20 protein-coding genes, 1 tRNA gene and 1 pseudogene are annotated in these 23,041 nt (G+C 61.1%); 14 read left to right on the forward strand and 8 right to left on the reverse strand.

Annotation, left to right across the window (positions count from 1 at the left end; translation table 11 throughout):
- Positions 1–52 precede the first annotated feature (52 nt).
- The 11 genes from BJ917_RS25545 to BJ917_RS25600 all read left to right on the forward strand — a co-directional run bounded on the left by BJ917_RS25545 (position 53) and on the right by BJ917_RS25600 (position 10,530).
- Positions 53–874 carry an amino acid ABC transporter ATP-binding protein gene (locus BJ917_RS25545; RefSeq protein WP_096512126.1) on the forward strand — a complete coding sequence of 274 codons (822 nt, stop codon included), beginning with the start codon at positions 53–55 and terminating at the stop codon, positions 872–874.
- A gap of 10 nt (positions 875–884) precedes the next feature.
- A complete protein-coding gene (locus tag BJ917_RS25550) occupies positions 885–1,556 on the forward strand; it encodes an amino acid ABC transporter permease (protein ID WP_096512125.1) in 672 nt (223 codons plus the stop codon).
- Positions 1,557–1,566: 10 nt separating this feature from the next.
- The gene (locus BJ917_RS25555; protein ID WP_121105162.1) at positions 1,567–2,232 is read left to right on the forward strand and encodes an amino acid ABC transporter permease; all 666 of its coding nucleotides are present in this window, start codon (positions 1,567–1,569) and stop codon (positions 2,230–2,232) included.
- A 37-nt stretch (positions 2,233–2,269) separates the two neighbouring features.
- Positions 2,270–3,151 carry a dihydrodipicolinate synthase family protein gene (locus BJ917_RS25560; RefSeq protein ID WP_121105164.1) on the forward strand — a complete coding sequence of 294 codons (882 nt, stop codon included), beginning with the start codon at positions 2,270–2,272 and terminating at the stop codon, positions 3,149–3,151.
- 63 nt (positions 3,152–3,214) lie between these two features.
- Positions 3,215–4,258 (forward strand): 4-hydroxyproline epimerase, encoded by a 1,044-nt coding sequence (locus BJ917_RS25565; RefSeq protein WP_121105166.1) that lies wholly within the window; start codon positions 3,215–3,217, stop codon positions 4,256–4,258.
- Positions 4,255–5,553 (forward strand): FAD-binding oxidoreductase, encoded by a 1,299-nt coding sequence (locus BJ917_RS25570; RefSeq protein WP_096512121.1) that lies wholly within the window; start codon positions 4,255–4,257, stop codon positions 5,551–5,553. The genes BJ917_RS25565 and BJ917_RS25570 overlap by 4 nt, the downstream gene beginning before the upstream one ends.
- Complete coding sequence (locus BJ917_RS25575) at positions 5,550–7,031, forward strand: aldehyde dehydrogenase family protein (RefSeq protein ID WP_121105168.1); 1,482 nt, start codon at positions 5,550–5,552, stop codon at positions 7,029–7,031. The genes BJ917_RS25570 and BJ917_RS25575 overlap by 4 nt, the downstream gene beginning before the upstream one ends.
- Before the next feature lie 11 nt (positions 7,032–7,042).
- The gene (locus BJ917_RS25580) at positions 7,043–8,065 is read left to right on the forward strand and encodes a proline racemase family protein (RefSeq protein WP_121105170.1); all 1,023 of its coding nucleotides are present in this window, start codon (positions 7,043–7,045) and stop codon (positions 8,063–8,065) included.
- Between the two features lie 83 nt (positions 8,066–8,148).
- Complete coding sequence (locus BJ917_RS25585) at positions 8,149–8,850, forward strand: GntR family transcriptional regulator (protein ID WP_246218998.1); 702 nt, start codon at positions 8,149–8,151, stop codon at positions 8,848–8,850.
- A gap of 201 nt (positions 8,851–9,051) precedes the next feature.
- Positions 9,052–9,126, forward strand: a tRNA-Gln gene (locus BJ917_RS25590).
- A gap of 303 nt (positions 9,127–9,429) precedes the next feature.
- A complete protein-coding gene (locus BJ917_RS25600; RefSeq protein WP_121105174.1) occupies positions 9,430–10,530 on the forward strand; it encodes a polyamine ABC transporter substrate-binding protein in 1,101 nt (366 codons plus the stop codon).
- A 123-nt stretch (positions 10,531–10,653) separates the two neighbouring features.
- Here BJ917_RS25600 and BJ917_RS25610 read toward each other — a convergent pair whose 3' ends face one another.
- The 3 genes from BJ917_RS25610 to BJ917_RS25620 all read right to left on the reverse strand — a co-directional run bounded on the left by BJ917_RS25610 (position 10,654) and on the right by BJ917_RS25620 (position 12,249).
- A complete protein-coding gene (locus BJ917_RS25610) occupies positions 10,654–11,112 on the reverse strand; it encodes a MarR family winged helix-turn-helix transcriptional regulator (protein WP_096512115.1) in 459 nt (152 codons plus the stop codon).
- 153 nt (positions 11,113–11,265) lie between these two features.
- Positions 11,266–11,718 carry an Ohr family peroxiredoxin gene (locus BJ917_RS25615; protein ID WP_096512114.1) on the reverse strand — a complete coding sequence of 151 codons (453 nt, stop codon included), beginning with the start codon at positions 11,716–11,718 and terminating at the stop codon, positions 11,266–11,268.
- A gap of 78 nt (positions 11,719–11,796) precedes the next feature.
- Complete coding sequence (locus BJ917_RS25620; RefSeq protein WP_096512113.1) at positions 11,797–12,249, reverse strand: Ohr family peroxiredoxin; 453 nt, start codon at positions 12,247–12,249, stop codon at positions 11,797–11,799.
- Between the two features lie 280 nt (positions 12,250–12,529).
- Here BJ917_RS25620 and BJ917_RS25625 point away from each other — a divergent pair, with 280 nt between their 5' ends.
- Both BJ917_RS25625 and BJ917_RS25630 read left to right on the forward strand, forming a co-directional pair.
- Positions 12,530–13,750, forward strand: a complete 1,221-nt coding sequence (locus tag BJ917_RS25625) for a helix-turn-helix domain-containing protein (protein WP_121105176.1) — start codon at positions 12,530–12,532, stop codon at positions 13,748–13,750.
- 36 nt (positions 13,751–13,786) lie between these two features.
- The gene (locus tag BJ917_RS25630) at positions 13,787–14,428 is read left to right on the forward strand and encodes a PQQ-binding-like beta-propeller repeat protein (RefSeq protein ID WP_121105178.1); all 642 of its coding nucleotides are present in this window, start codon (positions 13,787–13,789) and stop codon (positions 14,426–14,428) included.
- An 8-nt stretch (positions 14,429–14,436) separates the two neighbouring features.
- Here BJ917_RS25630 and BJ917_RS25635 read toward each other — a convergent pair.
- Positions 14,437–14,874 (reverse strand): annotated as a pseudogene (locus tag BJ917_RS25635) (GFA family protein).
- 377 nt (positions 14,875–15,251) lie between these two features.
- On the opposite strand from BJ917_RS25635, the gene BJ917_RS25640 reads away from it, so the two are divergent.
- Complete coding sequence (locus BJ917_RS25640; protein WP_172901616.1) at positions 15,252–16,262, forward strand: GlxA family transcriptional regulator; 1,011 nt, start codon at positions 15,252–15,254, stop codon at positions 16,260–16,262.
- A 196-nt stretch (positions 16,263–16,458) separates the two neighbouring features.
- Here BJ917_RS25640 and BJ917_RS25645 read toward each other — a convergent pair whose 3' ends face one another.
- From BJ917_RS25645 to BJ917_RS25660, 4 genes are all read right to left on the reverse strand, one after another.
- Positions 16,459–17,319 (reverse strand): CAP domain-containing protein, encoded by an 861-nt coding sequence (locus BJ917_RS25645; protein WP_121105179.1) that lies wholly within the window; start codon positions 17,317–17,319, stop codon positions 16,459–16,461.
- Between the two features lie 147 nt (positions 17,320–17,466).
- Positions 17,467–18,105, reverse strand: coding sequence for a metalloregulator ArsR/SmtB family transcription factor (locus BJ917_RS25650; protein ID WP_121105181.1), 639 nt, complete (start codon positions 18,103–18,105; stop codon positions 17,467–17,469).
- A gap of 22 nt (positions 18,106–18,127) precedes the next feature.
- On the reverse strand, positions 18,128–18,754 hold the full coding sequence (locus tag BJ917_RS25655) for a hypothetical protein (protein WP_121105183.1): 627 nt from the start codon (positions 18,752–18,754) through the stop codon (positions 18,128–18,130).
- Between the two features lie 159 nt (positions 18,755–18,913).
- The gene (locus BJ917_RS25660; RefSeq protein ID WP_121105185.1) at positions 18,914–23,011 is read right to left on the reverse strand and encodes a bifunctional nitrate reductase/sulfite reductase flavoprotein subunit alpha; all 4,098 of its coding nucleotides are present in this window, start codon (positions 23,009–23,011) and stop codon (positions 18,914–18,916) included.
- Positions 23,012–23,041 lie beyond the last annotated feature (30 nt).

Raw genomic sequence — 23,041 nt, forward strand, 5'->3', positions numbered from 1 at the left:
ACCCTGCCGATGTCGAGCGCGCGGCGGGCTGCGCGCTCCCGGAGAATGATCAATGAAAGCTTCCAATCTGGCAGCGGTGCCGGCACGGCCTCTGCACGTGCGCGAAACGTCGAGCGGCGAGTTCATTCAGCTGCGTGACGTGTACAAATCCTACGGCGAAAACCTGGTGGTGATGGACCACCTGGACCTGGATATGCGCGCCGACGATCGACTGGTCATCATCGGTCCCAGCGGCAGCGGCAAAAGCTCTCTGCTGCGGGTAATGATGGGCCTCGAAAGCATTCAGGGCGGCACCATCCGTTTCCAGGGCAAGCCCTACATCGATGGCAATGCCCGAGGTAAAGGCAAGCCCATGGATTGCTCGCTGCAAACCCAGGTGGGCATGGTGTTTCAGCACTACACCCTGTTTCCGCACCTGTCTGTGCTGGGCAACCTGATCCTGGCCCCGATGAAAGTGCATGGCCTGTCGAAAACCCAGGCCACCGAGAAAGCCAGGGCGTTGCTTGCCCGGTTGGGTCTGGAGAGCAAACTCAACGTTTACCCCAGCCAACTGTCCGGCGGCCAGAAACAGCGTGTGGCCATTGCCCGTGCCCTGATGCTCGAACCCAAGTTGATGCTGTTCGACGAGGTCACCTCGGCGCTCGATCCGGAAATGGTCATCGAAGTGCAGAACGTGATGCTGCAACTGGCTGAGCAGAAGATGGCGATGATCATCGTCACCCACGACATGCATTTCGCCCGGCATATCGCCACCCGCGTGGTGTTTTGCGCCAACGGCAAAGTGGTCGAGCAAGGCCATCCCGATCAGTTGTTCACCCAGCCCAGGGAACCGCGCACCCGCGAGTTCCTGGAAAAAGTGTTGCACCTGGATTGAGGATCAATTCATGAACTATCAATTTGACTTCAACTTTCTCCAGGGCAACTTCGGCCTGCTGTGGGATGGCCTGAAAGTCACACTGCAATTGGCTTTGGTGTCGAACATCGTCGGGCTGGTGCTGGGTTTCGGCCTGTGTCTGCTGACCTTGAGCCGCTGGTTTTTCCTGCGCTGGCCGGCCCAGCTGTTCATCGAGTTTTTCCGCTGCACGCCGGTCCTGTTGCAGATCGTCTGGTTCTTCTACTGCGTGCCGATGCTCTTCGATGTGTTCATCGACCCGATCACCATGGGCGTGCTTGCCCTGGGGTTGAACCTGACCGCATTCAATGCCGAAGCCTATCGGGCTGGCGTTCAGGCCGTACCCCGTGAACACCTGGATGCCTGCGTCGCCCTGGGACTGAGGCCCTGGCAGCGCACCCTCTACGTGATCCTTCCCCAGGCATTGCGCAGTGCCGTGCCGGTGCTGATGACCAACGGCATCTCGATCCTGCAGCAGAGTGCACTGGTGGCGATCGTGGCGGTAGGGGACTTGATGTACGTCGGCAAAAGCATCGCCACCGAAGCCTATCGCCCGCTGGAAACCTATTCGCTGATCGCGCTCATCTACTTCGCCCTGTCGCTGCCCATTGCTCAGTTCGTGCAGTGGCTGGAGCGGCGTCAGGACGCTGCGCTCGCGCGCTGAGGAGACTGTCATGAACCTTGATTTCACCGTGGTGTTTTCTTACTGGCAAGCCTTGTTGCAGGGGCTGGCGCTGACGCTGGCGTTCACCGTCGGCTGCGCGATCCTGGGCAGTTTGTGCGGGTTCTTCCTGAGCCTGTTGCGTGCAAGCCACCATCGCTGGTTGAGCGTACCGGCCGGGCTCTATGTGGAACTGTTTCGCGGCACGCCGTTGTTGATTCAGCTGTTCTGGGTGTTTTTCTGTTTCCCCGTGGTATTCGGCGTCGATATCCCGCCCTACCTGTCGGTGCTTCTGGCGCTGACCCTGTACATGACCGCGATCACCAGCGAGACCTTCCGTGGCGCGCTCAAATCCATTCCGGGCGAGCAGTACGACGCGTGCGTCGCGCTGGGCCTGGCCTCGTGGAACAAAACCATTTTCGTCGTGTTTCCCCAGGCCCTGCTGCGGGGCATTCCGCCGCTGCTCTCCAACGTGGTTTCGCTGTTCAAGGAGAGCGCGCTGATTTCCTCGGTGGGCATCGCCGACCTGATGTTCGTCGGCCAGAACATCTCCAACAGCACGGCCCGCCCGGTCGAGTTTCTCTCGGCGGTGGCAGTCATCTATTTCCTCGTGGCGTTCCCGCTGACCCGTCTGGTCGGCGTGGTCGAGACGCGGATGCTGCGTCGTTATGCGTACTAACCCCAACCCTCGTATCCAAATCCGTGGAGTGTCTGCAATGACTCAACTCAAAGGCATCCTGCCTGCTCTGGTCACACCGTTCGACAAGGCCGGCAAGGTCAATTACGACATGCTCTCCAACATCATCGAGCATCAACTCAAGGCAGGCGTCACCGGCTTCGTGCCGCTGGGGTCCACCGGTGAGTACTACGCGCTGACCAATGAAGAGCGTCGGCAGATCCTGGCCACCGTGCGTGAAGTGGTGGGTGACCGTGGTGTGCTGATTGCCGGTGCCAATGGCTCCTGCACCCGCGAGGTGATCGAGCAGGTCAAACAGACCCGTGACGCGGGTTACACCAACCTGCTGATCGCGCCGCCTTACTACGCATTGCCTTCACAGGATGAGCTGATCGGTCACTACCAGGCCATTCTCGATGCGGCACCGGACATCAATGTGGTGCTGTACAACTACCCGGTCCGCACCAACGTTGAAGTCGGCTTCGGCGTGCTGGAAGCATTCAAGGACAACAAACGCGTGATCGCGATCAAGGAAAGCAGCGGCAACCTGCTGCGGGCCATCGAAATCGGCAACACGTACAAGGACCACTATCAGTTGTCCTGCGGGTCCGATGACCAGGCGCTGGACTTCTTCCTGTGGGGCGCGACCAGCTGGATCTGCGGCCCGGCCAACTGCCTGACCCAACAGGTTTGTGATTTCTACAGCAAATACACGACGGGCGATCAGGACGGTGCCCAGGCCATCGTGCGCTCGCTGTTCCCGGTTCTGGCCGACATGGAGTCCGGCAAGTTCATTCAGAAGGTCAAGTACGGCTGTGAGTTGGCCGGCTTCGATGCCGGCAATGCGCGGATGCCGCTGCAACCGCTGACCAGCGAAGAGAAGGCCGGTTTCCGCAAGGCTTTCGAACTGGCATTGGGCTGATATTGGCTGGCTGCCGCATCGGTCGCCACGCCCGGTCGATGCGGCGCTACGGAGTGAGATGAGATGACCCGACACGTATTCAACTGTATCGAAGGCCACACCGAGGGTATGCCGGTACGCATGGTGATCGCCGGGGCCCCGTCGCTCAAAGGCGAAACCATGAGCGAGCGGCGTGCGCATTTCGTGGCGCAGTACGACTGGATCCGCCGCACCCTGATGCTCGAACCGCGAGGTCATTCGCACATGTCGGGCACGATCTTCTATCCGCCGATGCGCGAGGACAGTGACTTCAGTCTGTTGTTCATCGAGACCTCGGGCTGCCTGCCGATGTGCGGGCATGCCACCCTGGGTTCGATTACCTTTGCGCTGGAGGCCGGCCTGATCGAGCCAAAGGTGCCAGGTGTGGTCGTGGTGGATGTACCGGCGGGACAGATTCACGCCACTTACACCCGCAACGGCGACAAAGTCAGTTCGGTGTGTTTCACCAACGTCCCGTCGTTCCTGTTGCACCGTGACTTGACCATCGACTTTCCACCCTTGGGATCGTTGAACGTCGACATTGCCTACGGCGGCAATTTCTATCCGATTATCGAGGTGCAACCCAACTTTCTGGGTTGCGAGCATTTCAGCCCGCAGCAACTGCTGGAATGGGGGCGCGACATACAGGGTCTGATCAACCGGACAGTGGAGGTGGTTCATCCGCAAAACCCGGCGATCAGGGGCGTCAACCATTGCATGTGGACCGGTTCGCCGCTGTCGGGCGAGTCTCAGGGAAGGGCCGTGGTGATTGCCGGCTCGAGTCTGATCGATCGCTCCCCATGCGGGACCGGCAGCTCGGCCCGGGTCGCCCAGCGCTTCGCCCGCGGCTGGCTGGCGCAAGGCGCGGCCTATCGCCACGAAAGCCTGATCGGCAGTTATTTCATCGGCCGTGTGGCGCAGCAGCTTGAATTGGAGGACGGCCGCAAGGCGATTCGCCCCAGTATCGAAGGACGGGCGTGGATTACCGGGCGCGCGGAGTTTATGGTCGACGATACCCAACCCTGGTGGGACGGCTTCAGTCTGGAGGACTTTGCCGCTCCAGCCTCTACTCAAGAGACTTCCCTATGACACCGCTGCAGTCCGTTGCACAAGCCCCCGTCCCGCTGGAAAAGGCCGTCGTGGTCGGCGGGGGGATCGTTGGCGTTTGCTGTGCCCTCTATCTGCAACGGGAAGGCTATGCGGTCACCTTGATCGATCCCGCTGCGGCAGGCGACAGCACGGCCAAGTGGAGTTGCGGGCAGATGGCGGTCGGCGAAGTCATTCCGCTGTCCAAACCGGGGATCCTGAAAAAAATACCGGGCTGGCTGCTCGATCAGAAAGGCCCGCTGGCGCTCCGGCCCAGCGCCTTGCCAGGCATATTGCCGTGGTTCCTGCGTTTTCTGGCCTGTGCCCGGCACTCGAAGATTGCCGAAATTGCCCAGGACATGGCGACCCTCACACACCATGTCTATGACGACTATGCGCCTTTGCTGGCGGCTTGCCCGGACAAGACGTTGATGGGCGAACGCCCGGTCATTGAGGTGTTCGATACGCCCTCGGGCATCGAACACGAGCGTGAGCATCTGGAGCTGCGCAAGGCGCTGGGCTTCAAGTCACAGGTGCTGGACGCTGGCGCCATCGCCGATCTTGAACCGGCGTTGGCCGGCAAATTCAGCCATGGCCTGCTGTTTTCGGACTGGCGCGCGGTCAGCGATACCCAAGGGTTTATCGCCGCGCTGACCCAGAGCTTCATCGAGCAGGGCGGGGCGAGGGTACGCGGGCAGGTCAAACGGATCGATGAAGTGGCCGATCGCGCCAGCGGCGTCACGCTCGCCAACGGTGAACGTTTCGCCGCCGATCATGTGGTGATCGCAGCGGGGACCGGCTCGCGGCAGTTTTTCGAGCAGCTCGGTGAGCAGGTTCCACTGGCCGGGATTGCCGGCTACCAGGTGCTGTTGCCCAATCCGGGCGTGGAGTTTCGTCACTCGGTGATTTATGCCGATGGCGGTTTTTGCTTCAGTCCGATGACCCGCGGCTTGCAGATCGGCGGCACCATCGAGTTCGCCGGCCGGAATGCCGAACCCAACTTCAAGCGCGCCGAGATCATTCTGGAAAAGGCCCGCAAGATCCTTCCCCGGCTGCAACTGGACAGCAGTGAATACGGCGTCGGCTACCGTCCGTTTCTGCCCGATACCAAACCCGTTATCGATCGCAGCGCCCGTTTTTCAAATGTGTTCCTAGCGTTCGGCCACGGTCAGCTCGGCCTGACCCTGGGCGCCACCACCGGACGCCTCATTACCGACATGGTCGCCGGGCGCACACCCGCCCAGGACCTCACCCCTTTTAGCGCCAAGCGTTTTGCCCTTGTTGGAGGCCATGCATGAAATCCCGTGACCAGCTCTATATCGACGGCCAGTGGGTTCGCCCCAAGCTCGGCGGCACCTTTGACACCCTTGATCCGAGCGACGAATCGGTCATCGCCCAGGTGGCTGCGGCCACCTCGGAAGATATTGACCTGGCAGTGAACGCCGCACGCCGGGCGTTTGATGAGGGCACCTGGCCGCAAATGACTGGCGCCGAACGGGCGACGATTCTGCGGGCCATCGCCAATGGCATTCGCGAGCGTCAACAGGAATTGGCCGAACTTGAAGTGCGGGATAACGGTAAACCTCTGCCCGAAGCGCTGTGGGACATTGGTGATACGGCCGGGTGCTTTGACTTTTATGCGGGCCTGGCCGAAGACCTTGATGGTCGTCGCGAGCAGAATATTTCGCTGGCCGACGAGCGTTTCAGTTCAATCGCTCGCAAAGAACCGGTGGGTGTCGCCGGGGCGATCATCCCCTGGAATTTCCCCATGCTGATGGCAGCCTGGAAAGTTGCCCCGGCCCTGGCCGCCGGCTGCTGCATGGTGCTCAAGCCGTCGGAGCTGACGCCGCTGACTGCTCTGGAACTGGCGGACATTGCCCATCAGGCCGGTTTGCCGGCGGGCGTGCTCAATGTCGTGACCGGTCTCGGTCCGGATGCCGGCGCACCGCTCAGCGAGCATCCGGGTATCGACAAACTGGCGTTTACCGGCAGCGTTCCGACCGGCACGCGGATCATGCAGGCCGCTGCTCGGGATATCAAAAACATCAGCCTGGAACTGGGCGGCAAGTCCCCGTTCATCATCTTCGATGACAGCGATATCGAAGCGGCGGTCGAATGGATCATGTTCGGGATTTTCTGGAATCAGGGCGAGGTGTGTTCGGCCACCTCAAGGGTGCTGGTCCAGCGGGATTTGTATGAGCCGCTGCTCAAGCGGCTGGTCGAGCAGACTCAGCGCCTGAGCATCGGCAACGGCATGCACGACGGCGTCTTGCTCGGGCCGCTGGTCAATCGCGGCCAGTATGACAAGGTGCTGGCGGCTATCGCCCGCGGCAAGGAGGAGGGGGCCACGCTGCTCACCGGCGGCACCCGTCCGGCGCACTGCGAAAAGGGCTATTTCCTGACGCCGGCGATTTTCGCCGACGTGCCAGAGGACAGCTGGATCTGGAACGAGGAGATCTTCGGCCCCGTGGTGTGCGTGCGTCCATTCGACGATGAAGCCCAGGCGTTGCGCAGTGCCAACGACTCGCGTTTTGGTCTGGCCGCCGCAGTGATGTCCCGCGATTTGGTGCGTGCCGAACGCGTCGCCCGCCGGCTGCGCGCGGGTATCGTCTGGATCAACTGCTCGCAACCGACCTTTACCGAAGCCCCGTGGGGCGGCTACAAGCAAAGCGGCATTGGCCGCGAACTGGGGGAGTGGGGCTTGAACAACTACCTGGAAACCAAGCAGATCACCCGCTATGACAGTGAGCAGCCGTGGGGCTGGTACATCAAGTAAAGGAACCCGCCATGCGCTGGAAAAAGACGCTGCAAATGGCCGACGTGCATTGCGAAGGCGAAATCGGCAAGGTCATCACCGGCGGGGTTATCGATATCCCCGGCAAGACCATGCTCGACAAGATGAACTACCTCAACGAAGTCGACGATAGCCTCAGAAGGCTGGTGATTCTCGAGCCGCGCGGTTGCCTGCAAATGTCGGTGAACCTGCTGTTGCCACCGACCCGACCCGAGGCCCAGGCGGGTTTCATCGTGCTGCAGGCGGACAAGGCACACCCGATGTCCGGCAGTAATTGCATCTGCGTGGTGACGGCCTTGCTGGAGCTGGGCATGGTGCCGATGCAAGAACCCATGACCACCGTGGTGCTGGATACGCCGGCCGGTCTGGTGACGGCACATGCTCTGTGCGAGGACGGGCGCTGCCGCAGTGTCTCACTCGACATGGTTCCGTCCTTTGTCGAGCAACTGGACGTGTCGATCCAGACGCCCGAGTTCGGTTTGATCAAGGCCGACATCGCTTTCGGCGGCGTTTACTACGCCTTGATTGATGTTGATCAAGTCGGTCTGACCATCTCCCCCGAGAACGCCCGCGCACTGGCAACGCAGGGTGTGCGCTTGAAAGGGCTGATCAATGAACAAGTGAATGTCAGACACCCGTTGTTCAAGGAACTCAACGAGGTGGCCTATGTAATGTTCCGTCATCGACTCGACGCGAAGACGTACCAGACCTGTACCACGTTACCTCCGGGGCGGGTTGACCGTTCGCCCTGCGGGACCGGCAGTTCAGCCAACCTGGCAACCCTCAGTGCACGGGGCCTGGTGGCGGTGGGGGACATGCTCACTTCGCGATCCACCATCGGCGGTGAATTCGCCGTCGAACTGCTCGGCCTGACGGAAGTCGGCGGTAAGCCCGCAGTGCTGCCGAGAGTCACCGGGCGTGCCTGGATTTACGGGCTGCACCAGATCGGCGTCGACCCGGATGATCCGCTGGCGGCAGGCTTCATGCTGAGCGATACCTGGGGTGAGGGTTTTTAACTATCCCCGGGCCAATGTTAAAGTTGCGGGCTGGTCGGATGACTGGCCTGTACCCCTGAGAACAAGATCCTATGAGCAAAGACATGCACGAAGTCGCCAGTGGTGCGAAACGCCATGGCGGTCGCTATATCTACGAAGAACTGCGCAAGCAGATTCTGACGCTCAAGCTCAAGCCCGGCACGCCGCTGGATGAAGTGTCGTTGGCCGCGCAATTCGGCCTTTCCCGCTCGCCGGTACGCGATGCGCTGGCGCGTTTGATCAGTGAGGGGCTGGTCACCATCCTGCCTAACCGCACGACCCTGGTGACGCCTTTCGAAATCGAAGAATTCCCCAACTACATTTCCGCGCTCGATCTGATCCAGCGCGCAGTGACCCGCCTGGCGGCACTGCAACGTACCGATGAAGACCTGCAGCGCATTCGCGACGCTGACGCGGCGTATCACGAAGCGGTCGATACCGGCGATTTCCAGGCCATGTCCGAGGCCAACAAGGCCTTTCACATGGCGATTGCCGAGGCGGGGAAAAATCCGTATTTCATCAGTTACTACGAAAAGCTCCTGGGTGAAGGCCAGCGTCTGCTGCATTTGCACTTCGACTACATCGTTAGCGCCGCCGCCAGGAGCAATACCCGCCTGGGTCGCGACCACGATGAAATGGTCAACGCCATCGCCGCCGGCAAGCCAGACGAAGCCGAGCAGGCGGCGCACGAGCATACGATGCTGTTCCAGCGCCGTTTCCTGGCGTATTTGCAGCAAAACCTCACCGAAAAAATGTCGGTTGTTTAAGCGACGCTAATAATGAAATTGTCTGCTTTAACCGCGGTTTTCAGTTTCGAATACAACAAGTCGCTGTTTTAAAAGAAAAATTGTGATCGAGGGGCTTCCCAGGCGAAACAAAAGTTGGTAAATTTCCGCGCATTCCAACACAGCCCCTTAAACAGGTTGTGAATCAGGAATCGAGTGCCAGGCACTCATCGCAACTTTTGCAGGGGCGTCGCCAAGCGGTAAGGCAGCAGGTTTTGATCCTGCCATGCGTTGGTTCGAATCCAGCCGCCCCTGCCATCTTCAAGAAACGCCAGTTCCGATCGGGACTGGCGTTTTTTTATGCCCGCAGATTATCCCCCCAGCTAAGGATCCATCCTGATCCATCGGGACACGGATATTGGCCATATCGATCTCCTTTTGGCCTGCCTCACGCTGTGAACCGTCCGGGCTGTCAGCAAGAATCGGAACCGGGTCGCTTCTTGGCCGTACCCATCGAATCCATAACCTGAATCCTGATTTTCCTTGCCCTTGGCCTTTTTGCAGGCCGCTGCCGTGAATAGAACATAAAAAATCAACGAGCTGACATTGGGGAACTGATCCATGGAAACCATGAAACGCATCCTGGGCGCCACGGTTTGCGGGCTGACGCTGCTGGCCAGCGCGGTGCACGCCGAACAGCGCGAGTTGAGGGTCTATAACTGGGCGGATTACATCCTGCCGTCCGTGCCCAAGGACTTTGCCACGCAAACCGGCATCAAAGTGACCTGGGACACCTTCGACACCAACGAGTCCCTGGAAGCCAAGCTGCTGACCGGCAACTCCGGATACGACCTGGTGGTGCCATCGAACCAGTTCATCGAAACCCAGATCAAGGCCGGGGTGTTCCAGAAACTCGACAAGTCCAAGTTGCCCAACTGGAAGCATCAGGACCCGGCACTGCTCAAGTTGCTCGACGCCAACGATCCCGGCAACCAGTACGGCGTACCTTATATGTACGGCACTGTGCTGATCGGCTTCAACCCGGCCAAGGTCAAGGCGGTGCTGGGCGAGCATGCGCCGGTGGACAGTTGGGACCTGGTGTTCAAACCCGAGAACATGGAAAAGCTCAAGGCCTGTGGCGTGGCCATGCTCGACTCGCCTTCGGAAATCCTGCCGCTGGCCCTGCATTACCTGGGACTGGACCCGAACAGCCAGAACCCGGATGACTACGAAAAAGCCAAGGCGTTGATGCTGAAGGTTCGTCCCTACGTCACCTACTTCAACTCGGCCAAGTACATGACCGACATCGCCAACGGCGACATTTGCGTGGCCATCGGTTACTCCGGCAGCTTCTACCAGTTCGGCAACCGGGCCAAGGAAGCGGGCAATGGTGTGGTGGTCGACTGGCGCTTGCCGAAGGAGGGCGCACCGATCTGGTTTGACACCTTCGCCATTCCGAAAAGCGCGAAGGACGTCGACGAGGCCCACGAGTTTCTCAACACCTTGCTCGAGCCGAAAGTCATCGCGCCCATCAGCGACTTCCTCGGCTATCCCAACGCCAACAAAGACTCGCTGGCGCTGATCAACAAAGACATTACCGGTAACCCGAACCTGACGCCGACCAGCGAAGCACTGAAAACCTTGTATGTCGTGCAGCCGTTGCCGCAGAAACTGGAGCGGGTGCGCACGCGGGTGTGGACCGCGATCAAGTCCGACAAATAATCTTTAAACACCACTAAAACCTGTGGGAGCGGGCTCGCCCGCGAAAGCGGAGTGTCAATCAATACATGTGTCGACTGACACTCCGCTTTCGCGAGCAGGCTCGCTCCCACACTGGATCAGCGCTTACTTGTCTGCGTTGGTCGTGCGAATCAGGTTATTGCGCAACGCCACGATTGCTTTCTGCATCTGCACAAAATCATCCGGATCAAGGCCGGTTTGCGGAAAGCCGTCTTCTGTCAGTTCTTCGCGAAGTTTGCGACCTTGCGGGGTCAGGCTGATCCGCACCTGACGCTCATCTTCCGGGTCACGCTGGCGAAGCAGATACCCCATCGCCTCAAGCTTTTTAAGGATTGGCGTCAGGGTGTTGGATTCGAGAAACAGCTTTTCACCGAGGCTGCCCACGGTCTGGTTGTCGACCTCCCACAGCGCCACCAGGGTGATGTATTGCGTGTAGGTCAGGCCGAGTCGTTCGAGCATCGGCTTGTAGGCCTTGCCGAAGGCCAGGTTGGTGGAATAGACCGCAAAGCACAGGAAGTCGGAGAGCTTCAGATCCAGTGCGGATGGCTTGTCGGTGGTTTTCATGGGCGATCTCTATGGCCAGTCTTGACAGGCTGAAACTATACGTCGGATGCGATGGTGTCGGAAGTGCTTGAATCCTTCAGTCAGCTCAAGTTGTGTAAAGGCCGACGGCCGGTTCACCCGGTGGAATGCCTGGTGAACCGGCCGTGGGTTGCGTTACGCGGTGACGACATTCAGGGTGACGTCAATGTTGTTGCGGGTGGCCTTGGAGTACGGGCAGATGGAGTGCGCGATGTGCGCCAGTTCAGTGGCGATGCCCTGTTCCAGGCCCGGTGCACGCAGGGTCAGGCGAGCCTGGAGGAAATACTCCGCACCGGTCTGGCCAAGGTCGACTTCGATGTCGACGGCTGTATCGGCCGGCAGTGTCACCTTCAACTGTTGGGCTGCCAGGCCGACCGCTGCGATGTAGCAGGCCGACCAGGCCCCGGCGAACAGTTGCTCGGCTTTCGGGTGCGGCTGGACACCGGTGAACACGTGGGCCGGTGTGGCGCTGCCAGGCGACGACAGTTCGATGTCGAGGCTGCCGTTGTGGCCGCGCGAGGTGTAGCCGGCACTGTTGTGGGTGGTGTGGGTTTTGCCGCTGGCCAGTACTTTTTCGATCTTGCTCATGATGATTTCCTCGGATTTACAGTATGGTGTGATCGCATGCGCTTGTAACGCATGCGATATTAGTGATTCGCTAAAAGATCACGCCGTGATTACGGTCAGGGCAACGTCGATATTGCCGCGTGTGGCTTTGGAGTAGGGGCAGATGGAATCTGCGATGTGCGCCAGTTCGGTCGCAACATCTTGGGCCAGCCCCGGAACGCGCAGGGTCAGTCGGGCCTGAAGGAAGTAGGCCGGACCAGTCTGGCCCAGGTCGACTTCGATGTCGACGGCCATGTCCGCTGGCAGCACGATGTTGCGTTCCTGGGCCACCAGACCGACGGCGGCGGTGTAGCAGGCCGACCAGGCGCCGGCGAACAATTGCTCGGCTTTCGGGTGGGGCTGGGTGGCGGTGAACACGTGGGCCGGCTGGGCGGAACCGGGCGACGACAGTTCGATATCGAGGTTGCCGTTATGGCCGCGCGAGGTGTAGCCGGCGCTGTTCAAGATGGTGTGGGTTTTGCCGGTGGCCAGTACTTTTTCGATCTTGCTCATGGGTGAATCCTCGGTGGTACATTTTGGTTTGATTTAGTGTCGTGTGCGTTTAGATCGCATCCGATGGAAGTGATAGTCCCGCAGAACCCAATCGGCGTCAACGGGTATTTTTGTACCTGGCGACGAGCGGTTGGAGTGCGCATTCCCCGGTAGGAGCTGGCTTGCCAGCGAAGACGTCGGAACAGTCGCAGAAAATCCCGCGGCGTCCTGCGCAGAGAACTCTCTGAGATAGACTCAAGCGACTATCCACCGCTGGAGTGATTCCCATGGCAGGACTGCAATGGACTCGCTGATCACAGCCGCCGCCCAGGCACTGGCGGCCGGTGATCCGCTCGGCGCACTGGACCGGGTTGCGTTGCGCGAGGATGCACCCGCGCTGGCGCTGCGCGGGATTGCCATGGCGCAACTGGGCGATCTGCTGCGGGCCAAGGCGCTGGTACGTCGGGCGGCGCGGGCGTTCGGGCCGAAGGAGGTGGTAGCCAGGGCGCGGTGCATCGTCGCCGAAGCCGAGATCGCACTGGCTTCACGGTACCTCGGTTGGCCGGTGAAAGCACTCTACGCGGCACAACACACGCTGGAGACTCACGGGGATTGGGTAAATGCCGCCCATGCGCGGTATCTGGATATCCGCCGCCTGTTGCTGATCGGCCAGCTCGAGGAGGCACAGGAAAAACTCGCCCGACTTGACCCGGCAACCCTGCCGCCGCCATTGCGGGCGACCCATGAGCTGGTGTCGGCGGGGATCGCCATGCGGCACCTGCAATCACAAACCGCCCGCGCGGCTCTCGCCAGAGCCGAACTCGCCGCCCGGCAATCCGCCATTCCCGCGCTGGTGGCGGAAGTCGACAGTGCCGTTCGCATACTCGACAGTCCCGCCGCGTATTGGCTGACCCTGGGTGAAGAGCGACCGTTGCTGCTCGACGAGGTGGAGGCGTTGCTGGCCTCGACCTCGCTGGTGGTGGACGCCTGTCGTTACCTCGTGCGCGGTGCGGGCATGTCGGTGTCGCTGTCGACGCGGCCGATCCTCTTCACGCTCGTGCGATCACTGGCCGAAGCCTGGCCGCACGATGTGCCACGGGAAACACTCATCGCCAGGGCCTTTCGCCTGAAGCTCAGCGATGAATCCCATCGTGCCCGGCTGCGGGTCGAAATCGGCCGGTTACGGGCGGCACTCAAACCCTTGGCCGGTGTGAGCGCTACCCAACGCGGCTATGCACTGGTCTTGCAGGTTTCACCCGACGTTGTCCTGCTCACCCCACCGGTTGAAGAAAAACATGCAGCGGTGTTCGCCTTGCTCAGCGACGGCGAGGCATGGTCGAGTTCGGCCTTGGCGCTGGCATTGGGGAGCAGCCAGCGCACCGTCCAGCGGACCCTCGATACGCTGGCCGAATCGGGCAAGGTGCAGTCGTTCGGACAGGGGCGGGCACGGCGTTGGCTGACCCCGCCGGTCCCCGGTTTCGCGACGACCTTGTTACTCCCGGTTCCGTTGCCCGGTGGCTAGGATGAACGCCACCAACCCCTGAAGAGGAACACCCACATGAAACAGTCAGCCGCCGAAATCCTCCGTGACTATGGCCCCATCGAAGGTGTCGACGCCGTACACGGCGTCACCTGGGACGGCAAGCAAGTGTGGTTTGCAACCACCGACAAGCTAAACGCCCTGGACCCCGAGAGCGGCCGGATCCTGCGCTCGATCGACGTCGCCGCCCATGCCGGCACCGCCTTCGATGGCAAGCATCTGTTCCAGATCGCCGAGGACCGCATCCAGAAAATCGACCCTCAGACCGGTCGCGTACTTTCCACCATCCCGGCACCCGGTGGCGGCAACGACTCAGGGCTGACCTGGGCCGAAGGCACGCTGTGGGTGGGCCAGTACCGCGAACGCAAAATCCATCAGATCGACCCCGAAAGCGGAGCGATCCTGCGCACCCTGGAATCCAACCGCTTTGTCACCGGCGTGACCTGGGTCGAGGGTGCGTTGTGGCATGGCACGTGGGAGGGAGATGAAAGCGAATTGCGCCGCGTCGATTCGAACACCGGCGAGGTGCTTGAGAGCCTGAAGATGCCGGCAGGCATCGGGGTCTCCGGACTTGAGTCCGATGGTGGCGAGCGGTTTTTCTGTGGCGGTGGCAGCAGTGGGCGGGTGAGGGCGGTTCGTCGTCCTTCATCGGGCGTCTGATTTGACGCTCAACTCGTTTGTGGGTGCCGATCTGCTATCTCATACCAACTCGTTTGTGGGTGCCGATCTGCTATCTCATACCAACTCGCTTTCGAATCGACGCAGCTGTGTTTCTGCTTGCGTACCTGGAACGGCGTATCCAGCGTAGCGATGGCAATCGACATCCACTGTGAAAACGATCCCTTCGAATCACACCAGAACAGCGAAGAGCCGCAGTTGGAGCAGAACTGGCGAGTGACGCCTTCGGATGACTCATAGCCCTTGAGCGACTCACTGCCAGTCAGAATTGATACCGCCGACGCAGGAGCGCTTGCATAAGTGGCGAAGGCTGCGCCATGTCCCTTTTGGCACTTGTTGCAATGGCAATGGGTGACGGCTTACAGCTCGGTCGATACGCCGTATTTGACTGCGCCACACAGGCAGCTGCCCCGATGTAGTTCTTCCATGCAAGATGATTCCCTGAAGTATGTCGCGCTACTTTAACTGGACAGGGTCAGGTTTGCTGTTACAGCGGAGGCGGCAGGGCCACTTTTCCAGGGCAGCAGCGAGCCACAGCAAAATGGGCAGCACGGTCCTGCGCATGGGCGGGCCTCCGCGGATATCGCTTCGGCAAGCGTAGGCAGGGGCAATCGATAGAGCCAGTGATGTCGATGGCGTTTGTTGCGGTTTTGTAGTGATTCGCTTGCTCACGGGTCTCAACTTGAGTAAACAGAGCACGCAGCGAGCAAATTCGGGTTCGCCGGCTTCGTTTTTTGCGGTCAGGAGCGACAGATATCAAGGCGTTGAATCACATGGTCGTCAACACGACGAAGCGAGGCGTGCGTTGGTAGAGCGACGTCAGTTCAGCGGTGGCATGAAGGGTAAAAACCTGCGCTACCTCAATGAGCACGAAGGCCAGTCAGTCCGGGCCCGGGCGGGCTTTCTGTTGCTGGAGCATTTTTCGTTGCCGGCGTTCACCCAGGCGCTCGACACGATCGTCACCGCCAACCTGTTGCGCCCCGAGCTGTTTTCAACGAAAACCTTTGGATTGAGCGAAGGGGAAGTGATCAGCGATCTGGGGTTGGTGATCCGACCCGATGCCAGCCTCAGTCACGCCGAGATCCAGGAACTGGATTTGCTGGTGGTGTGCGGCGGTTACCGCACCGCGCTCAAGGCCGACGAGGCGTTGATCAACCTCCTGCATGATGCCGCCGAGCAGGGGGTTACGCTGGCGGGTGTGTGGAACGGCGCCTGGTTTCTCGGGCGGGCCGGTTTGCTTGACGGCTATCGCTGTGCGATTCACCCCGAACATCGCCCGGCGCTGGCAGAAATCGCCAAGCTGACCCAAGTCACCAGCGAAGCCTATGTGGTGGACCGCGACCGCCTGACCGCCTCCAGTCCAAACGGTACGTTCTACATGGCACTCGAGTGGATCAGGGGATTGCACGACAAGGCGTTGACCGACGGCATTGAAGATATCCTGGCGTTCGAGGCTTCGCGTTACCGGCGCATAAAGCCGTCGCTGAATGCCTCGGTCTGTGGCCCGCTGCGGGAGGTGGTCAACCTGATGGACGCCAACCTCGAAGAGCCGCTGGAGATGGAAGCGCTTTGCGAATATGCGGGGCGCTCCCGGCGGCAGATCGAGCGGCTGTTCAAGGAGCAACTGGGCACCACGCCCCAGCGCTACTACATGGATTTGCGGATCACTGAAGCACGGCGTTTGCTACAGCACACCACGTTGAGCATTGTTGAGGTGTCGGTGGCCTGTGGTTTCGTGTCGCCCAGCCACTTCAGCAAGTGCTACAGCGCTTATTTCGGCTATCGGCCATCAAAGGAAACACGGCTGGTCAAGTAAAGGCCGGATGGGTTCTGCAATGAAGAGGCCCGCCATCCCGGAGATTTTTGGTGGGGCAGCGATCGCCTTCGCGAGCAGGCTCGCTCCCACAATGGACCGGTGTGTACACAGATTTTGTGTTCACCAAAGTTCCCTGTGGGAGCGAGCCTGCTCGCGAAAGCGGCATCACAGTCAATAGAAATTCAAGCAGTCACCCTCAAGGCGCCCCAAACAACATCGTCCAGTAAACCCCTTCATCACTGCGCGCTTGCGTCGCGAAGCCCGCACCCACCTGGGTAAACATCGGGTTCATCAAGTTGGCGCAATGCCCGGGGCTGGCCAGCCAGCCGGCCATGGCCTGGCTCGGTGAGCCCTGGCCGGCGGCGATGTTTTCGCCAATCTGCCGACCACGGTAACCCGCGGCTCTGGCCCGGTCGGCGGGCATCTCACCATCGGGATCGCGGTGAGCGAAGTAGTTGCCGTAGGCCATTGCCTTGCTGTGCCCCTGTGCTGCAGCGCCGAGGTTGGGGTTCCAGGCCAGTGGCCGGGCGGCGGCGAAGCGCTGGCGACCGCACAGGCGTGGTTTTGCGCGGGCCGCGTTTACCTGCGCCAGCAAGGTTTTGCCGACGCTGCGCGTATCGTTCAATTGACTGCTCATGACCGGCTGCGCCAGCACCACTTGCCATTCACCCCGGCTGCGGCTGACCCCGACATCGGCATATTGGCTGTCGAGCAAGGCGGAGCAGTGTTCGCTCTGCATCAGATCGAACGCCTCATCGGCATCGCGCGCGCCCACCACACGAATGCTGCGCACCGCCACCGCCTGATACCCGGAATCCTTCAGTCTTTCCCGCAAACCACCGCCATAACCCACCGGCAACGCCAGGCTGGATTTCAGTGCCAGCGGTGCCAGGCGTTGGCCGGGACGGCGTTCGCAGCCCTGGGGATGGGCGCGGTAATCATTGATGGCGTCCACCAGCTCTCGCTCCGCACCGGCGTGGGCGGGGTTGGTGATCAGGGGCAGGGAGAACAGCAGGCACAGCGAAGTGAAGCGCAAGGCGAGGGCGGTTTGGCGCATGGGGCGGACAACTCTGATGAGATGACGACGGTTGGGAGGAAGATCAATCGCCGGTTTTAGACTGGCGCCCCGAAACTAGTTCAAGGGGCAGGAGGGGATATTTTCTGATGCGCTCGAGTGTCCGACGAACGTAGCGGGAGGACGGGCCTATTCGGTTTCATCCTTCCGGGCAGGTTCGATCGGCCGCAGTTTGAAACGGCAGACGTGACCGCCGCGAACCATGCATTCGGTGTGCTCGACTTCACCGCCGCCCAGGGTGCCGATCAACGCCAGGTCCAGCTCGCAGACCACCGGGTGGGCCGCGGCCAGGCGATGGAACACGCAGTTGTGGGCGACGATTTGCGCATCGTCGGATGAGCGAAAGAACACCTCGGCCTCATAACCGGCCTGATTCATGTGCTCCACGATCTTCGCTTCATCGACAACGCCCTGCTCGCGGTCCAGGGCCAGTTTGCGGCCCAGGCTGCGCATCAGCGTCGCCAGGGCCTCGGGGCCGATGATGTCGGCCACTTCATTGATCAGCGCGTTGGCCAGCAGCTGATACTGGCGAGGGAATTGTTCCCTGGCATGGTCGGTGAGCCGATACAGCTGCTCCGGTCGCCGTCCCGTCGGGCGGGTTTCGCCGCGCAGCACCAGGCCGTCACGCTCCAGCGCCGCCAGGTGTTGGCGAATCGCCGTGCGCGTGACGGACAGATGGTCAGCCAACTCGTCGATGCTCATGCCGCCCGCATGGTGCAGCAACGCATTGAGCAAGTCTTGCTGCGTCCGGCCCAGTCCTTCCAGCATGGTAGGTATGCCCCGCGTGGTGTCAGAACTTGTCCGGGAATTGCTTGACCAGTGCCGCGGTCAACGCGTCGGCCAGCGCCAGGATATGCGTGCGCATCATCGACCAGGTGCGCGCTTCACCGGCGTAATCGTGGGCGGCGAACTCATCGATCTGGGCCACGTGATGGCCGCCATGGGCCGACAACATATTCACCAGCGTCGCCTCCGGCAGGTTCGGGTTGGCACCGGCCAGGAACGCTGCAATCGCCTTGGCATTGCTGGTCAACTCAGTGACGGCGGCCTGTTTGCCCTTGGCGTCCTTGGCCACCGTGGCGTCGCTGTAGTGTTTCACCGCGCCCCAGTGACCGGCAAGCAACTTGAGCAGCTGATCCGCCGCCGGCTGGCCGTAGAGCGGGGCGATGCTGTTGGCGATTTTGGTGGCGTTGTCGACCACTTGGTCCGCGGCGACCTTGGCTTGCTTTTGGTCGGCGGATTGATTGGCCTGTGCGTAGGTCCTGATCCAGAAGATGTGCTCGACCCACAAGTCACGCAGCGCCAGGCGCGTGGTCAGTGCCGGGCTGTCGGCGGTGGGGGAGGCGGCGGGCGTTGCGCTCCAGGCCGGTTGCGCGCAGAAAGCCAGCAGGATCAGAGCCAATACCTTGATATTCATGACGGCACCCTCGTGTTGGTGGGAACGACAATATCAATTTAAGCATACAAATATGTTTTTATTGGCTGAAAGCGAAATCTCGGATCAACGGTCGTGAGTGCTGGCAGCCGCACATCAATGTGGGAGCAAGCCCGCTCCCACAGGTTTGTCGGCAACCCATCAATAAACATCCCGCAAATACCGTTTCTGCTCGCTCAACTGGCGCCAGTAATCCGCAGCGCCTTCGGTGCACAATCCGCCATGATCCTGGGCGATCCGGCGCAGTGCCTGGTCGACATCCCTGGCCATGTAGCTTGCATCCCCGCAGACGTATAACTGCGCACCTTCCTGTAGCCAGCGCCACAGTTCGGCACCCTGTTCGCGGATGCGATCCTGCACGTAGATTTTCTGTGCCTGATCCCGGGAGAACGCCAGGCTGAGTTCAGTCAGCAGGCCATCGCGGTGCATGCCTTGCAGTTCATCGCGGTAGTAAAAATCAGTGGCGGCGTGTTGTTCACCGAAGAACAGCCAGTTCTTGCCCTTGTCGCCCCGGGCGCGACGTTCTTGCAGGAAAGCACGAAACGGCGCCACGCCGGTTCCGGGGCCGATCATGATCATTGGCGAGTCGCCATCGGTTGGCGCGCGGAAGTGCTTCGACGGTTGCAGGAACACAGGGACGGTCGTGTTTTCGGCGCGGTCGGCGAGGAAGGTCGAGGACACGCCTTTGCGCTTGCCGTAGCGCACGGCAGCCACTGTCAGATGAACTTCCTGCGGGTGCGCCTTGGGGCTGGAGGAAATGGAATACAGCCGGGGTTGCAGACGCTTGAGGGTGCCCAGCAGCTCACTGGCCGTGCAGTCGACAGGGTACTCCTGCAACACGTCTGCCAGTTGTCGGCCCCACAACCAGTCTTTCAGTTCGGCCTTGCGCTCGCTGCCCAGCAGTTGTTTCAACCCCGGATTGCGGCTGCGTTCGGCGATGAAGGCGAGGGTGTCGCTGTTGGGCCGGGCGATTTCAAAGTGCTCGCTCAGGGCCTGAAGCAATGGCCGTTCACCGACCTTGTCGATGTTGACCAATGTGTCGGCGTTCAACCCCGTCAATTGCAGCATTTCACCGACCAGTTCCGGGCAGTTGCGCGGCAAAACCCCCAAGGCATCGCCGGCCTGGTATTGCAGCCCGGAATCGTCCAGCGCCAGGGAAAACATTCGGGTTTCCTTGTTGAGGCTCTGCTGGTTCAGGTGCAGGTTGCTCAACAAGCGTGAGGCATAGGGGGTGGCCTTGCAGGGCGTTGCGAGGGGGCGGGTGACAGCGGCCGGTGATGGCTCCACTGTTATCGGTTGCAGCGATTGTTGGAATTGCGCCAGCCACTGATCCGCCCGCGCCTCGAATTCCGTGTCGCAATCGACCCGGTCCAGCAGCCGTGTGGCGCCCAGTTCCTGCAGACGCTGATCCAGTTTTTTGCCGTGCTGGCAGAACTGGTCATAGTTGCGATCACCCAACGCCAGAACCGCGAAACGCAAGGACTTCAGAGGTGTCTGGGCACTGCAGAGGCTATTCCAGAAACCTTCTCCATTGTCCGGCGCATCGCCGTCACCAAAGGTACTGCTGATAATGGCCAGGGTTTGTGTATTTGCCAGTTTGCTGGCGGGAAAATCGGCCATCGCGCTCAGTTCGACGGCGATACCCTTGTCCCGCAACCGTGAAGCAAAACGTTCGGCCAAGCCTTCGGCATTCCCCGTTTGCGAGGCCCACAGCAGCGTCACCGCAGGCGGGGGCGTGGTTGATTCGCCGCTGTCGGCCAGTGCTGGCGAGGCGCAATCGACCCGGCTGAACAACCCACCCAACACACCGTCCAGCCACAGTCGGGTGTCGCTGGCCAGGGGCGCGTTGGCGGGCAGGGCCGGTACGCCACCCGCCTGACGGCCTGCCGTGGATTGCAGGCCACTGAGAAAACCGGCGAGATACAGGCGTTCCTGTTCATTGAGCTTCGGTGAGGGCAGGCGACTGATACCGGCGATATCGGCAAAGGCCTCGATAGACGACATGGCAGGTTCCTCTGGCAAGGGGGAAACGGGGGACGGTTTGTCGAAAGCCGGCGCGGGCACTTCGAGGAACTGGTGCTCGATCAGTTCGACCCGTTGCAGGGCGACCGCGCAGAACTTGAATTCAGGCTGCTGTGAGATTGGATCGACCGCGTCGTGGGTGACGGCATTGATCGCCAGGTTTTCTCCGAACACATCGTTCCAGTGAAACGGCGCAAAGCAATTGCCCTGGCGCACCCGGTCGGTCACCACCGCCGGCAGCACGGCCCGGCCACGCACGGAGCGCACTTCGACCGGGTCCTTGTCGCGTATGCCGAAGCGGGCGGCATCTTCCGGATGGATCTCGATGAAGGGCCCGGGGTTGAGCTTGTTCAGGGTCGCCACCTTGCCGGTCTTGGTCAGGGTGTGCCACTGGTGTTGCAAGCGCCCGGTGTTGAGCACGAAAGGGAAATGTTCATCCGGCATCTCGGCGGGCGACATGTGCGGGCGGGGGAGGAAAATCCCCTTGCCGCGCTCGGTGGCGAACACGATCGCCGGCCGGCTGCCATCGGCGTCGGTCTTGAGTGTCTGGCTCACGCCGGTGTTGAGGTAGCGGATCGGATTGCGATCTTCGGCGTCATCCGAAGCGCACGGCCATTGCAACGGTTTTTCCCGCAGGCGCGCATGGCTCGCCCCCCGAATGTCATAACCGGTCTTGGGGTTCCAGGCGCGCTTGATCTCTTCGAATACTTCAGCGCAAGAGGCATAGGTGAAGGCTTCGGCAAAGCCCATTTCACACGCGACCCGGGCGATGATCTGCCAGTCGGCCAGCGCTTCGCCGGGGGGCTCCACGGCTTGTTGCATCAGCGTCAGGTTGCGTTCGGAGTTGATCATCACGCCTTCGGCCTCGGCCCAGAGTGCACCGGGCAGGAGGATGTCGGCGTAGCGGTTGGTCTCGGTGTCGAGGAAGGCATCCTGGGTGATGACCAGTTCGGCGGCCTGCAAGCCCTCGATCACGTTTCGGCGGTTGGGCACCGACGCCACGGGGTTGGTGCAGATGATCCAGCAAGCCTTGATCCGGCCCGCGCTCATGTCCTCGAACATCGCCACGGTGCCACCGCCGACGGTGCGGGGCAGGCTGCCGCGGGGGATGCTCCACAAATCCTCGATGAACCCCCGGTCCGCCTCGACCAGCACCGAACGCTGGCCCGGCAGGCCGGGGCCCATGTAGCCCATCTCCCGACCGCCCATGGCGTTGGGTTGCCCGGTCAGGGAAAACGGCCCGCTGCCGGGGCGGCAGATTGCACCCGTGGCCAGGTGCAGGTTGCACAGGGCATTGGTGTTCCAGGTGCCGTGGGTACTTTGGTTCAGGCCCATGGTCCAGCAGCTCATCCAGTTGGCCGCCTGGCCAATGGATTCGGCAGCCAGGCGAATATCCGCCTCGGCAAGGCCGGTGAGTGCCGCGACTTTTTCTGGTGGGTAATCCTCGAGGAATGCCGGCATGACCTCCCAGCCTTCGGTGAACGAGGCGATGAAGTCCGGGTCGGTGTGGCCGTTTTTCACCAGCAGGTGCAGCAGGCCATTGAGCAATGCCAGGTCGGTGCCGGGGCGGATTTGCAGGAACAGGCCGGCCTTGTCCGCCGTGGCGCTGCGCCGTGGATCGACCACGATCAATTTTGCCCCGGTCTTGACCCGGTCCATCATGCGCAGGAACAGAATCGGGTGACAGTCGGCCATGTTGGCGCCGATCACGAAGAACAGGTCCGCCTTGTCGAAATCCTCATAGGAACCGGGCGGCCCGTCGGAACCGAGCGAGAGCTTGTAGCCGCTGCCGGCGCTGGCCATGCACAGGCGCGAGTTGGATTCGATGTTGTGGGTGCGGACAAATCCCTTGGCCAGTTTGTTGATCAGGTATTGGGCTTCCAGCGACATCTGCCCCGACACATAGAACGCCAATGCATCGGGCCCGTGGGTATCCAGAATATTGCGCAGCCGGCTGGCCGTCTCGCTGATGGCCTTGTCCATGGTGACCCGCACCGGGTCCCGGTCACGGGCCTGGCGCAGGTAGGCATTTTCCATCCGGCCCGACTCGGCGATCGCCTGCCCGCAGGTCGTGCCCTTGGTGCAGAGCCGGCCAAAATTGGTCGGGTGGGCCTTGTCGCCGACGACCTTGACCACCCGATTGCCCTCGACCTGCATGACGATGCCGCAGCCCACGCCACAATAGGGGCACACGCTACGCACGGTTTTGTCTGCCATCTTCAAACCCTGCCAACACTTGATCCATCC

The organism is Pseudomonas sp. WPR_5_2 (assembly GCF_003634475.1).
GTDB lineage: Bacteria > Pseudomonadota > Gammaproteobacteria > Pseudomonadales > Pseudomonadaceae > Aquipseudomonas > Aquipseudomonas izuensis.

What these genes read in the sequence shown, in the direction of transcription:
- BJ917_RS25580 (WP_121105170.1), top strand. Translation starts at nt 7,043, where the DNA reads ATGCGCTGGAAAAAGACGCTGCAAATGGCCGACGTGCATTGCGAAGGC.
- BJ917_RS25630 (WP_121105178.1), top strand. Translation starts at nt 13,787, where the DNA reads ATGAAACAGTCAGCCGCCGAAATCCTCCGTGACTATGGCCCCATCGAA.
- BJ917_RS25575 (WP_121105168.1), top strand. Translation starts at nt 5,550, where the DNA reads ATGAAATCCCGTGACCAGCTCTATATCGACGGCCAGTGGGTTCGCCCC.
- BJ917_RS25585 (WP_246218998.1), top strand. Translation starts at nt 8,149, where the DNA reads ATGCACGAAGTCGCCAGTGGTGCGAAACGCCATGGCGGTCGCTATATC.
- BJ917_RS25600 (WP_121105174.1), top strand. Translation starts at nt 9,430, where the DNA reads ATGGAAACCATGAAACGCATCCTGGGCGCCACGGTTTGCGGGCTGACG.
- BJ917_RS25565 (WP_121105166.1), top strand. Translation starts at nt 3,215, where the DNA reads ATGACCCGACACGTATTCAACTGTATCGAAGGCCACACCGAGGGTATG.
- BJ917_RS25625 (WP_121105176.1), top strand. Translation starts at nt 12,530, where the DNA reads ATGGACTCGCTGATCACAGCCGCCGCCCAGGCACTGGCGGCCGGTGAT.
- BJ917_RS25650 (WP_121105181.1), bottom strand. Translation starts at nt 18,105, where the DNA reads ATGCTGGAAGGACTGGGCCGGACGCAGCAAGACTTGCTCAATGCGTTG.
- BJ917_RS25610 (WP_096512115.1), bottom strand. Translation starts at nt 11,112, where the DNA reads ATGAAAACCACCGACAAGCCATCCGCACTGGATCTGAAGCTCTCCGAC.
- BJ917_RS25570 (WP_096512121.1), top strand. Translation starts at nt 4,255, where the DNA reads ATGACACCGCTGCAGTCCGTTGCACAAGCCCCCGTCCCGCTGGAAAAG.
- BJ917_RS25660 (WP_121105185.1), bottom strand. Translation starts at nt 23,011, where the DNA reads ATGGCAGACAAAACCGTGCGTAGCGTGTGCCCCTATTGTGGCGTGGGC.
- BJ917_RS25645 (WP_121105179.1), bottom strand. Translation starts at nt 17,319, where the DNA reads ATGCGCCAAACCGCCCTCGCCTTGCGCTTCACTTCGCTGTGCCTGCTG.
- BJ917_RS25550 (WP_096512125.1), top strand. Translation starts at nt 885, where the DNA reads ATGAACTATCAATTTGACTTCAACTTTCTCCAGGGCAACTTCGGCCTG.
- BJ917_RS25560 (WP_121105164.1), top strand. Translation starts at nt 2,270, where the DNA reads ATGACTCAACTCAAAGGCATCCTGCCTGCTCTGGTCACACCGTTCGAC.
- BJ917_RS25615 (WP_096512114.1), bottom strand. Translation starts at nt 11,718, where the DNA reads ATGAGCAAGATCGAAAAAGTACTGGCCAGCGGCAAAACCCACACCACC.
- BJ917_RS25545 (WP_096512126.1), top strand. Translation starts at nt 53, where the DNA reads ATGAAAGCTTCCAATCTGGCAGCGGTGCCGGCACGGCCTCTGCACGTG.
- BJ917_RS25655 (WP_121105183.1), bottom strand. Translation starts at nt 18,754, where the DNA reads ATGAATATCAAGGTATTGGCTCTGATCCTGCTGGCTTTCTGCGCGCAA.
- BJ917_RS25555 (WP_121105162.1), top strand. Translation starts at nt 1,567, where the DNA reads ATGAACCTTGATTTCACCGTGGTGTTTTCTTACTGGCAAGCCTTGTTG.
- BJ917_RS25620 (WP_096512113.1), bottom strand. Translation starts at nt 12,249, where the DNA reads ATGAGCAAGATCGAAAAAGTACTGGCCACCGGCAAAACCCACACCATC.